At 42.8% G+C, this 11,279-nt stretch carries 12 protein-coding genes; 5 read left to right on the top strand and 7 right to left on the bottom strand.

What is annotated here, in order from left to right; all coding sequences use genetic code 11:
- The coding region (locus PI95_RS26525) for a hypothetical protein (RefSeq protein ID WP_163519216.1) at window positions 1–215 on the top strand (215 nt) is incomplete at its 5' end.
- On the opposite strand, the gene argB is transcribed toward PI95_RS26525, so the two are convergent.
- On the bottom strand, window positions 189–1,085 hold the full coding sequence (argB, locus tag PI95_RS26520; protein ID WP_039748503.1) for an acetylglutamate kinase: 897 nt from the start codon (window positions 1,083–1,085) through the stop codon (window positions 189–191). The two genes, PI95_RS26525 and argB, sit on opposite strands and share 27 nt — an antisense overlap.
- A 201-nt stretch (window positions 1,086–1,286) precedes the next feature.
- Here argB and PI95_RS36985 point away from each other — a divergent pair, with 201 nt between their 5' ends.
- Window positions 1,287–1,412 carry a hypothetical protein gene (locus tag PI95_RS36985; protein ID WP_268896828.1) on the top strand — a complete coding sequence of 42 codons (126 nt, stop codon included), beginning with the start codon at window positions 1,287–1,289 and terminating at the stop codon, window positions 1,410–1,412.
- A gap of 66 nt (window positions 1,413–1,478) precedes the next feature.
- Here PI95_RS36985 and PI95_RS26515 read toward each other — a convergent pair whose 3' ends face one another.
- Entirely contained in the window at window positions 1,479–2,006 is a 528-nt protein-coding gene (locus PI95_RS26515; protein WP_039748500.1) for a shikimate kinase, read from the bottom strand.
- Between the two features lie 82 nt (window positions 2,007–2,088).
- The gene (locus PI95_RS26510; protein ID WP_039748499.1) at window positions 2,089–3,696 is read right to left on the bottom strand and encodes an NB-ARC domain-containing protein; all 1,608 of its coding nucleotides are present in this window, start codon (window positions 3,694–3,696) and stop codon (window positions 2,089–2,091) included.
- Between the two features lie 461 nt (window positions 3,697–4,157).
- On the opposite strand from PI95_RS26510, the gene PI95_RS26505 reads away from it, so the two are divergent.
- Window positions 4,158–4,352 (top strand): hypothetical protein, encoded by a 195-nt coding sequence (locus PI95_RS26505; RefSeq protein WP_039748498.1) that lies wholly within the window; start codon window positions 4,158–4,160, stop codon window positions 4,350–4,352.
- 22 nt (window positions 4,353–4,374) lie between these two features.
- Here the strand turns inward: PI95_RS26505 and PI95_RS26500 are convergent, their stop codons facing one another.
- The 3 genes from PI95_RS26500 to PI95_RS26490 all read right to left on the bottom strand — a co-directional run bounded on the left by PI95_RS26500 (window position 4,375) and on the right by PI95_RS26490 (window position 8,384).
- On the bottom strand, window positions 4,375–5,073 hold the full coding sequence (locus PI95_RS26500) for a LapA family protein (protein ID WP_039748497.1): 699 nt from the start codon (window positions 5,071–5,073) through the stop codon (window positions 4,375–4,377).
- A gap of 169 nt (window positions 5,074–5,242) precedes the next feature.
- Window positions 5,243–5,863 carry a UbiX family flavin prenyltransferase gene (locus tag PI95_RS26495; RefSeq protein WP_039748496.1) on the bottom strand — a complete coding sequence of 207 codons (621 nt, stop codon included), beginning with the start codon at window positions 5,861–5,863 and terminating at the stop codon, window positions 5,243–5,245.
- Window positions 5,864–6,011: 148 nt separating this feature from the next.
- A complete protein-coding gene (locus PI95_RS26490) occupies window positions 6,012–8,384 on the bottom strand; it encodes a ribonuclease R family protein (protein ID WP_039748493.1) in 2,373 nt (790 codons plus the stop codon).
- An 819-nt stretch (window positions 8,385–9,203) separates the two neighbouring features.
- On the opposite strand from PI95_RS26490, the gene PI95_RS26485 reads away from it, so the two are divergent.
- The gene (locus PI95_RS26485) at window positions 9,204–10,013 is read left to right on the top strand and encodes a slr1353 family protein (RefSeq protein ID WP_039748492.1); all 810 of its coding nucleotides are present in this window, start codon (window positions 9,204–9,206) and stop codon (window positions 10,011–10,013) included.
- A gap of 105 nt (window positions 10,014–10,118) precedes the next feature.
- Window positions 10,119–10,322 (top strand): hypothetical protein, encoded by a 204-nt coding sequence (locus PI95_RS26480; RefSeq protein WP_039748491.1) that lies wholly within the window; start codon window positions 10,119–10,121, stop codon window positions 10,320–10,322.
- Window positions 10,323–10,456: 134 nt separating this feature from the next.
- Here PI95_RS26480 and clpP read toward each other — a convergent pair whose 3' ends face one another.
- A complete protein-coding gene (gene clpP, locus PI95_RS26475; RefSeq protein WP_039748490.1) occupies window positions 10,457–11,071 on the bottom strand; it encodes an ATP-dependent Clp endopeptidase proteolytic subunit ClpP in 615 nt (204 codons plus the stop codon).
- Window positions 11,072–11,279 lie beyond the last annotated feature (208 nt).

The raw sequence follows: 11,279 nt of genomic DNA, 5'->3' as shown, positions 1-11,279 counted from the left end.
TGCGGAGGCGTCCTCCGTTGAGGCGTCTGGCGTGGACAAGGGGAGCCAGCGCTGTGCGGAGGCGTCCTCCGTTGAGGCGTCTGGCGTGGACAAGGGGGAATTACCAATTACCAATTCCCAATTACCAATTACCAATTCCCAATTACCAATTACCAATTCCCAATTCCCAATTACCAATTCCCAATTACCTAAGAAGTAAATTGAGAACCGATTAACATTGTGCCGATACCGATGTCGGTGAAGATTTCTAGCAGCAGGGCGTGAGGAATGCGACCATCAATGATGTGTGCTGCACGTACTCCTTGAGCAAGCGATCGCACGCAACAATTTACTTTTGGAATCATCCCACCACTAACTACATTAGTGGCAATCAACTCGCGGGCTTCTTGAATATCCACTTTCGGAATCAAGCTTGACGGATCTTTGTAATCTTTTAAAATACCCCGCGTATCTGTCAGCAAAATCAACTTTTCTGCCCCAAGTGCTGCGGCTATCTCTCCAGCTACTGTATCAGCATTAATGTTGTAAGCTTGTCCTGTCTCGTCTGCGGCTACGCTAGAAACTACTGGGATATAGCCATTGCTTGCGAGTGTCTCCAAAATCTTGATATTCACACCGCAAACTTCTCCCACAAAGCCAATGCCTTCTTGACCTTGGGGACGAGCTTTAATTAAGTTACCATCTTTACCGCATAATCCCACCGCCAATCCGCCAGCTTGGTTAATCAAAGCGACAATTTCTTTGTTAACTCGACCGACTAAAACCATTTCCACCACATCCATTGTGGGGGCATCGGTGACACGCAGACCATTTTTAAATTGTGCTTCTATTCCCAGTTTATCCAGCCAGCTGTTAATTTCTGGTCCCCCACCGTGGACTAAAATTGGTCGCAAGCCGACGCAGGATAAAAATACAACGTCGCGGATAACTTTATCTTTGAGGGTGCTATCTTTCATCGCCGCACCACCGTATTTGACAACAACGGTGCGTCCGGCAAATTGCTGGATGTAAGGTAATGCTTCGCTCAGTACTTGCACGCGAGTGGCTGCGGCTTGTCTGATATACTCAGTATCGTTGACTATCATGGGGAACTGTTGACAGTTAAAACCGATCTAGACAGTATAAATGAGTTTGGTACTCTCAACAATCTCTCATAAGACAGTACAAAATAGTACCGATTTGAGATTTTGGATTGTATAAGTTGATATTGAGAAATGAGAAGCCGGATTTATCCAATAAATCCGGCTTCTGGGGCACTTGCTTAGAATTTACGTAGGGGGCAATTCATGAAGGGTTCCCCTACGCTAAAACTGGACAAAATTGGACAGCCTTCATCCGAGGCGGCGGTTCGCCGGACAGAAGATTCTGTCCGGCGACACGCCTTTGACTGGTGGGGTGTTGAGGATCTTTAAAACAAGGCTGTCCAATTTTGTCTGACTTTTTGGAACCCTACAAGACTTTAGGAAAAGCGCTCATTCCTATTTCAGAACAGTAGGAATCGCCTCAAGTACTCGTGTAGCGACTTTCGTGGGTGTTTCTTCCTCACTGACGCTGATTCGCAGATCGGCTTGATTGTAAAGTGCTTGTCGTTGTTCGAGAAGCAAAAGCAGTTTTTGCTTCAAGTCAACATCTTGCAGTAACGGTCTTGTGGTATCTTCTGCTAAACGGGTGTAAAGTAACTCTACTGGCACATCCAGCCAAACAATCAAGCCGTGGCGCAGGTAACTCCAGTTTTTTTGTTGGAGAATAACCCCTCCGCCAGTCGAGATAACTAATTTTGTAAAAGCGCAAATTTGTGCTAATACATCGCTTTCTATTTGACGAAAACCCGCTTCGCCTTCCAAAGCAAACAACTGATTAATACTTCGTCCGGTTGTTTGTTCAATTACGTTATCCGCATCGACAAACCCGTAACTCAATTGCTTCGCAAGTTCGCGCCCTACAGTAGTCTTACCGGCGCCCATCATGCCAATTAAGTACAGGTTAACTCCTTTTAATATACTCATTGTCAATTTCCTACTTTTTTAGGGCGGGGAAACCCCTACTCCCTACTCCCTACTCTCTACTCTCTACTCCCCACTCCCTATTTTACATCTCCGCGTTGAGGCGAATTTCTCGAATGTGGTTTTTTAATTGCGCTTCAAAAATTGTCTGACTCATCAATGAGTAACCTGATTTATCTTGATTTTTAAAATTTTCCTCAATTAATCGTTCAGCTATATATTCCATCAAAACTGGGGTTTGTGCAAAGCCGGATGCTTGTCTTTCAATTAGCGATCGCCTTTGTAATAACTCTATAGCTTCTAATATTAATCGTTGCGAAACTCGTGGTATAATCTCTTTTTGCAATTTTCGCACTGAAACCAAATTGCGATTCAGTGCTAGCCAATGCATAATTTGCTTTTCCAAATTAGATAAACGATAAAACTGCTCATCTAAAATTGCCCGAATGTCGCCAAAAACCACAGTACCTTGTTCTAAAAATTCATATATATTACCAGCAAATAATTCTTGAATAGTTGTAGCAACTAATTTCAGAAATAATGGATTACCTGCATACCACTCAATTAAAACTCTGCATTCGGATTCGTCAGAATCTGTAAACCCTTTTTCTTTGAGAATTTGCCAACTTTCTGCATTACTTAATCCTGTCAATTTCCAAGAGCGAACAGGTAATTTTTTTCCTTGTAGCGCGGCAATTTCTTGAGGTTTTTCTCTACTGGTTAACACCAAGCAACTTTGATGTTGAGAGTCTCCTAATCTTCTGATTAACTCTCCATAATTTTCATAACCTTTAAGATAGCGAATTTGCTCCATAACATAACCAGAAGGATTTTTTACGACTGGGTTGCTAGCTGGCATGGTAGGATATTTTATCAAGTCGGTATCGTTGCTATTGCTTAAAATCGAGTCTACACCATCTAATACAATTAGACAGCGTGAAGAGCGCAAACACTCAATTAGTTGGGAAATGTTGCTTTCGACACTTTCTGTACTTTGTGTTTGCGCTTCGGGAGATAAAAGCGAAATTAGTTGATTTAAGATGACTTCTAGGGGTGGGGCAAGATTTAGCGATCGCCAAATTACAAATTCAAAATTTTCCTTAATTGCTTCTGCCAGCTTTACTGACAAAGCTGTTTTACCAATTCCACCCATACCTAAAAGTACCACTAATCGACAGCGCTCTTGCACAATCCATTCAGATAGGGATGCGAGTTCGCTAGTCCGTCCGTAGAATTTACTCACATCAATCGCTTCACCCCAATTATGTCTTTGGGCTGTTTTCATCGTATCAAAATCAGCTTTGTTTTTCTCGGTTGTGATTATTTGATTGTTAGTCACATCTATTTGAAACCAACCTTTTTTATAACCTGCTTTCTCTAGTAACTGAGTCACCCGACTCCAGTTTTTTACCTTAATGCTGCTTCCTTCTTGGTTACTCAGCATATCTTCTATGTATTTATATAGTCCATTAGAAAGATAAACTCTCACAGTACTACTACTGCGACTTTTATAAACTGCATTAGCAATTTCTGCCGGACTAAAACCACAAAGTAAACCTCTCAAAAACTTCTTTTCAACAGGTGTTAGAGCTTTTCCCTTTGCCGATGCCAAATCAACGTATAACTTTTCTAGCTCCCAATTATTTTTAGCCTCTATAAAATCCTCTTCTATTTTATTTAAATTAGCTGTCATTACGATTATTTATTTAAAGTAGCGATTTGGCAATATATTAACGATTTATATATAAAGTCGAAATAAATAAACAATGAATTTATAACGAATTTAATAACATTCGTTAGGTGACTTGCCAGTTGTTGCTTCGGTATCTTTAGGCTTAACGGAAATTTAATAAAGCTTCTTTGAAACTTTATTAAATTTGTGTCGTCAATATAAACGATCAAGACACTTTCTCACTGGGGCAGTTTTAAGTTTATACAATACTGTGTTTCTACCCTCACAGTATTAACATTAAAAAAACTTAGTCATAGCAAGCCCCACTCCAAATCAGTTAAAAATCATGGTGTAAATTATGACTTATTTTGTGACATTGTGCAAAAAAGCTTTGCCAACTTAACGGTTGAAGAACAAAAACTACTGCATATCTTATTTGAGTGCGCCCGAATAAATAAGTGTGGTCTATTGAGGTATCAACCATGACTCGAATTCGTGACGTTGTGCAAAAAGCGCTATCTACTGGCTATCTAACGGTTGAAGCCGAAAATCAACTACGACATTTACTGACAACCCGGTATGACTTAGAAGACTTTAAAGCTTTTATGAGCTTGCAAGAAGCGGCGATGATGGGTAAAGTCAAGCAGGAGTCTCGCGAAGAAAGATGTGGCATTTAGCACATAAATACCACATCCCTACTCAAGAGCGCGATCGCTCATCGTCATCCACATCGTCATCATCAAAAAATCCCCAATCATCATCATCATTCTTCTGATTGGTAGTCGTCGGTGGTTGATAAGGCGGTATGATTACTCGGTAATCAGCATCGTAAACTGATTCAGTTTTTCCTACTCCAGAATTTTTTGGTTGGCGGTAGCTGTAGGAATAAACTGAACCAGATTGAGAAGTAGTTTTGGGTTGTTGTTGACGTTCGTAGCTTTGATCTCTATCCTGTATGTTTTCCTCTCTTTGAGTAGACGCAACATTAGACTTCTCTTCAAAGTCCCAATCATCATCTGTACTCTTATTTGTGTCCCAATCATCCGCTACGTCGTCACTGCTTCTAGACTCTGTTGTACTAGCCGTTGGTGTAGGGTTGACAGGAGGGCGGGAAAATGTTTCTTCTCTACGGGTTTGCTTATTTTGAGGTGAAGCGGCTGGTGATTTAAGTCTTGGGCGTTGTTGAGCCAAATAAGTGGACAAATTAAATAAGCTGCTGATAAATACAGATGTAACAGCACCAGCAGTTGTACTAAACAAAATCCACATCGCCAATGGCAAAGGTTGAGTCCGTATCCCCAAAAATACTAACGGTAGAACAGGCGACCAGTTTTGCGCTAACAATAGCGTTAGTCCTCCCAGTACCGCCACTAATAAAATTAAGCGAATGATATCCATATAAAAAGAGGGGTAAAGGTAATTTCACAGAGGGGCAATGGGCAATGGGCAATGGGCAATGGGCATCGGGAATAGGTAATAGGTAATAGGTAATAGAAAGAAATTGTCCCCATCTCCCCATCTCCCCATCTCCCCATCTCCCCATCTCCCCCTCCCCCCCTCCCCCCTTTTATTTTCTCCCTTGCCAACGTTGAAGTGGGATGCAGTCAATATCCAGTTGGTCTAAAGCACGAGCCACAACAAAATCAACTAAATCCTCAATTGTTTGCGGATTGTGATACCAAGCAGGAATGGCGGGGACAATTCTTGCCCCGACTTCTGCCAAAGCAGTTAAATTACGCAGGTGAATCAGGCTAAAAGGAGTTTCACGGGGAACGATTATCAGCTTTCGACCTTCTTTAAGCTGAACATCCGCTGCCCGTTCTAATAAGTCGGAACTCAAGCCGGCTGCTAGCTTGGCTACGGTACTCATACTGCATGGAATCACAATCATCCCCAAGGTACGAAAGGAACCACTAGCAATATTCGCTCCAACATCACCCCAAGGATGGCAATGTAGTTTGCCTGCGGCTTCAACTTTTGCTTGCTGTCGCCAAAATTGCTCTTGTTGAACAGGTTCTACAGGCATCCGAATATTCTGCTCTGATTGCCAAACCATGTAACTTGACTTCGAGGCAACTAGTTCAATTTCATAGTCGGCTTCAAGCAGAAATTTAATCGCTCGAACGGCGTAAATTAAACCTGATGCACCTGATATGCCTAAGATAATTGGCTGTTGTTTGTTTGACACGCTCTTTTAGTACGGGTTAGGGAATTGGTAGTTGGTTGTTAGTTGTTAGTTGATAGTTGTTAGTTGATAGTTGTTAGTTGTTGGTTGATAGTTGTTACGACTAACTACTAACTACTAACCACTAACCACTAACCACTAACCACTCCCCTTATTCATCATCACCATATGGTTCTAGGTCTTGAGGCTCCATTTCGTTGGATAAGTATATATTTGATACTTCGCCATTGGAGCCGTTCATACCCCTGCCTGAGGCGATACCATCGCTGCCTACGGTGACTAAATCAATTTGTTGGCGGTAGTAATCAACACTTTTAACTTGCACGGCTACACGATCGCCTAATCTGTAAGAAGCCCGATTTTTGCGACCAAATAGCGCTTGTTGTCGAGCGCGGTACTCATACCAATCATCTTTAAGCGAGCTAACGTGTACCAATCCTTCGACTCGTAAAGGCACTCTCACATTACCGCTTTCTTTGTCCTCAACTGCTGGTACTTCAATTTCTACAAAGAAGCCGTAAGATTGAACACCAGTAATTACACCGCTGAAAACCTCACCAATGCGCTGTTTCATCAAAGAAGCTCTTTGCAACCCGGCTAAATCGGCTTCGGCTTCTTGAACTTCTTTTTCTCTGTCGTTAATTTGGACGATTACCCTCGTTAACTCGCTTTGCAGTTCTTGTTGCAATTCTGGGGGTAAAACGTTCCAGTTAATTTCACTGTGGCTTGCGGAGTGACATAAATTAACGCGCTCTTTCACGCGGGTGTTGCGGCGATCGCGTCCATGTTCCAGTAGTGAATAATACACTCTTTGCATGAGCAAATCTGGATAACGCCGCAACGGTGCAGTACAGTGTGTATACTCTGGTAACGCCAAACCAAAGTGAGAGCCAATAGTAGTGCTGTAAGAAGCTGGCTTGAGTGTATCTTGCAACAAGTAAGTCAGAACTTGTTCTGATGGCGATTCGGCAAAAGCCCTAGTTAATTGTTGATAATCTAAAGGTTGAATATCTACTTCTGCTTCTAGTGACAGTTCCACGCCTAAATTAATCGCTAATTTTAGCATTTCCTGCACATCTTCCGAATCCGGTACGCCTTGCACTCGCCAAATAGCAGGAATGCCTAAAGCGTTTAAATGATTTGCCATCAGTTGATTAACAAGTAGCACGAATTCTGTTAAGAGCGATCGCACAGGTAAATCATTGACTGCGGCACATCCTAAAATACCTTCATCGTTGTACGGATTTTGGTTGGGTGGCAGATTTAATTGCAAGCTCCCGCGATTCAGCCGCACTTGTTTGACTGCTTGCTGCAATACTTGCAGCTCTTGCAACATCTGGACTACTTCTTCCGAACCCTTATTTTTTCCCCTCGTAGATTTACTTACTTTCGCAGTCAGAATTGATAAAGCTTGTTGTTCGCTGATGTGTTCGTCTACTTTAATGATACCCTTTTGAATTTCCCAGTCTAAGACAACTCTAGATTGTGAATCGAAGGTAATTAAAAAAGAGATGCTTAAGCGATCGCTTCCCACAACTAAAGAACAGCGTTCTGCCACAGCTGACGGTAACATTGGCAGCACGACTTCACCGAGATATACCGACCTACCGCGCTTAATTGCTTCGCGATCGAGAGCTTCATCTGGTAAAACGTAGTGACAAACATCGGTAATGTGAAAGCCTAATCGCGAGTGTCCCTGTGGAGTTTTCTCGATAGTTAAGGCGTTTTCTATTACTTGGGAATCTTTTGTACCGCCAATAGTTAGGGTAAATAAATCACGATAATCCTGACGATTTTTTAAATCAGCTTTGAGTAACTTTTTCGGCAACTTAGCGGCAGCATCGCTAACTGACTCCGGGAAAGTCCGGGAAAGGTCGTGTTTACAAGTTACCAAATCTATATCAGCAGCGGCTTCGGCATCGCTACCGAGAATTTGTACGACTCGACCGACAGGGGGATATTGTGCTAAAGGGTAACGCAAAACTTCGACATGGGCAAGATGGTCGATCGCTTCTTCCAATTTCATTCCACTAGCTAGCAGTTTAAGTTCAAACAGCAAGCGATCGTCCAGAGGGACAGCACGAAAACCGCTTTCTACTTGCTTAATTCGCGCTAGCAAAGTGTGATTCGAGCGTTCGAGAATTAGCTTCACCTCTCCTTCGGGGGAACGGCGCCGACTGCCTTCTTTGAGAACTCTAACTAAAACGCGATCGCCATTCCAAGCATTACTCAGATGACTTTCGCGAATATAAATATCCTCCGCACCTTCGGTATCCTGAATCGCGAAACAAAAGCCTTTACTAGAACAGCGCAGCTTTGCTTCGATGATTCCCTCTTCTGTCATGCGACGATATTTGCCGCGTTCTTTTACCAAAAGCCCGACTTTTTCCAGAACTTCTAAAGCAATTTGAAGTTTTTGTAAACTATCTTCATCTTCACAACCAAGTTTTTTTTCCAAAACTTTCCGAGCTACCAACTTATCATCGGTAAAATTGGCAAGCAATGTAGCGATTGAAAATTCCATGCAGTGAACCGACCTTTGGTCAAAACATCATTATTAGAAGACACTTACGTGGAGAGAGAAGCACAATGAGCCAGTACTTTGTTGGAGGTTTAGCCCTACCTCCAACACAGACAAAAAAGCGACTCTCGGACTTCTCACCCCACGACACTTTCAGAGTTCACTACGAAAAACACCTTTCACCCAGCTAATCTTAAACATTGCACGCCTGATTGAAAATTCACCCACTAGGTAATGTTTGCGACGGGTTTTTGAGAGACTTTGTTTATAAAACTCACAAAATTCCAGTCTAAAAGCGCTATGCAGGGAAAACAGCAGGTGTTTGATTGTCTAGATTTCAGGTACTTTTACGGCATTAGACTCTGATTTTAACTAGGAGAAACTGCCGGCAGACCCAATTGTCCCATATGTAGAATCGGTAACAACTAGGTTAGCAGCGAAACCGCTCAGTCAGGAAGAACCATTACTTCATTATTGTAGATTTAGAGCGTACTTCTGTGAAAGTAGTTCTGCATATCGGATTGGGTAATTAGTATAGCATTGAAGGTAAGACCACGTAGAGTTAGCCACAAATAGCGAAAAAGTTGTTCGCAAACAGCTATTGCTACAATCGGTACAAGCGATCGAGATATATCAGGCTGTTTCATTTAAAAGGGTGAAAACTACTTAATTAAAGAAATATGAAGGATAAGGATGAAAAAATAAATCCGTACAATTTCAAGCTGCACAAAACTTCTGTGAAGTCTTAACTTCATCCTTCATCCTTTAGACTTCATCCTTTAGATGAGCGTTGTTTAATGAATTTAGATTGGTGAAAGTATTATGTTGGCTCAATTCCAGAGCTTGTATCCCAACGGCAGTCTTACTTCTGAATTAGTGCAAATTTGGAGCGGAAAATATATTGTCCGGGCAAGCGTACAAATTGAAGGTGTAATTCGTGCTACCGGTATGGCAGCAGCAGAAACAGTCGAAGCAGCAGAAGATCAAGCAAGAAATCGGGCACTGATGGTTTTGGGAATGACTTCCTCATTATCGGAATCGACAGTATCTCCGAAATCAATACCGCAGGTGCAAAACAACCCTCATCCTGCTTTGAACACAACTGTCTCTGTTGTAAATTCTGTAGAACAAACAGAAGAGAAGCCGGAAGAACAAACTCCACCACCAGTTAACGTACCCACTACACAACCAGAGGTGACTTCTTTAAGCGACACTTACAACCAAGACTATGAGCCTCGCTTTGCGATGACTAGCAACCGAGAGCCAGAATTTGATATACCGATGCAAAATTGGGCTATGCTGGACGACAGCAGCGAACCTGAAGAGAATCCGTTACCAACGCCTGCTGCTAGTAACGTTAGACAATTTGCGCCCCGCAGTTATACTACTGAAGATGTAGGTAGTCCGAAAGCGATAGGAAAGAAAAGTAACAAGAGTGAACGTGTAGATCACTCGGATACAATCACTAAAATCGATATTGAAATGCAGCGCTTAGGCTGGACGACAGACAAAGGACGGGAACATCTCAAACAAACCTACAACAAGCGAGCTCGTAGTTTACTCGACCCAGAAGAATTACTGGACTTTCTCAGATACTTAGAATTGCAACCAGATCCGATCGCGGGATTTTAATTAGTTGTTTTTGTAGTCAGCGCAGAGAGCGAGTACAGCGCTAACTACCCAAGACGCAAGCACAAATGAGAAAGGACGTGGACTATTGAAATAGGAACTAAAGCTATGGATGTAGATATTGAGCAAGCGATCAAGAAAACAGATGTCGAAATTGAGCGCTTAGGCTGGACAAAAGAACAGGTACGCGAGTATTTAATTAAAAACTATGGGAAGCGATCGCGTGTTTTGATTAGCGAAGAAGAATCACTGGATTTTTTAACATATCTCGAATCTCAGCCTACGTCACCAGACCCGTTAACAGGATTTTGATTATTATCTTTAGACTTAAAAATTACTTCAATTACTTACTTAGTAGGGTGCGTTAAAGCCAGAGTACGGCACCAACGATATCTATTGTGTTTTTTGTAGTCAGCGCTTCAGCGCTGAAGCGCTGACTACAAGCTCTAATTGCTATCCACAACAGCCATTGGACGGCTACCAGCCGCGTGACGGTCAATCACAGAGTCAATTAAGCCATAGTTCTTGGCTTCTTCTGGCGACATGAAGAAGTCCCGCTCGGTATCTTCAGCAATACGCTCAATTGGCTGACCTGTGTGATCGGCTAAATACTCATTTAGCTTGCGCTTGTGGTATAAAATTTCGCGTGCTTGAATTTCAATATCAGTGGCTTGTCCTTGAGCGCCACCCAGAGGTTGGTGAATCATAATCCGAGAATGGGGTAGACTCATCCGCTTACCCTTAGCACCCGCGCTGAGAAGAAAAGCACCCATACTCGCGGCTAATCCGGTACAAATTGTACAGACATCTGGGCGGATGTGCTTCATAGTATCAAATATGCCCATACCAGCTGTCACCGAACCACCCGGAGAATTAATGTACATATAAATGTCCTTCTCCGCATCTTCAGCATCTAAAAACAGCAGTTGGGCAACAATCAAGTTGGCTAGATTGCTATCAATTTGTTGTCCCAAAAAGATGATGCGCTCACGTAACAGCCGTGAGTAGATATCAAAGGCGCGTTCGCCCCGACCCGATTGTTCAATGACGATAGGAATCATAAGCGCGTACTTGCAGCTATTTTAAATACATTTTATCGATTACAGCTGTTGATTGGTTTCGGTAATTACTCCCGGTGGGGAGTGGGGGCTTTCTTGCAGGGGGGGACAAGGGGACAAGGGGAGGACACTTCCGTGCGGGGGCTCCCCCCCGTTAAGGAACGTGTCCGTGGACAAGGGGAGGACACTTCCGTGCGGGGGCTCCCCCCCG

This window comes from Hassallia byssoidea VB512170 (assembly GCF_000817785.2).
Lineage (GTDB): Bacteria > Cyanobacteriota > Cyanobacteriia > Cyanobacteriales > Nostocaceae > Hassallia > Hassallia carrinoi.
This window is presented reverse-complemented; position numbering and strand designations above follow the sequence as displayed.

Coding starts and splice junctions, on each gene's coding strand:
- PI95_RS26510 (WP_039748499.1), bottom strand. CDS start 3,696: ATGACAGCTAATTTAAATAAAATAGAAGAGGATTTTATAGAGGCTAAA.
- PI95_RS26480 (WP_039748491.1), top strand. CDS start 10,119: ATGGATGTAGATATTGAGCAAGCGATCAAGAAAACAGATGTCGAAATT.
- PI95_RS26505 (WP_039748498.1), top strand. CDS start 4,158: ATGACTCGAATTCGTGACGTTGTGCAAAAAGCGCTATCTACTGGCTAT.
- clpP (WP_039748490.1), bottom strand. CDS start 11,071: ATGATTCCTATCGTCATTGAACAATCGGGTCGGGGCGAACGCGCCTTT.
- PI95_RS26485 (WP_039748492.1), top strand. CDS start 9,204: ATGTTGGCTCAATTCCAGAGCTTGTATCCCAACGGCAGTCTTACTTCT.
- PI95_RS26500 (WP_039748497.1), bottom strand. CDS start 5,073: ATGGATATCATTCGCTTAATTTTATTAGTGGCGGTACTGGGAGGACTA.
- PI95_RS26515 (WP_039748500.1), bottom strand. CDS start 2,006: ATGAGTATATTAAAAGGAGTTAACCTGTACTTAATTGGCATGATGGGC.
- PI95_RS36985 (WP_268896828.1), top strand. CDS start 1,287: ATGAAGGGTTCCCCTACGCTAAAACTGGACAAAATTGGACAGCCTTCA.
- PI95_RS26490 (WP_039748493.1), bottom strand. CDS start 8,384: ATGGAATTTTCAATCGCTACATTGCTTGCCAATTTTACCGATGATAAG.
- argB (WP_039748503.1), bottom strand. CDS start 1,085: ATGATAGTCAACGATACTGAGTATATCAGACAAGCCGCAGCCACTCGC.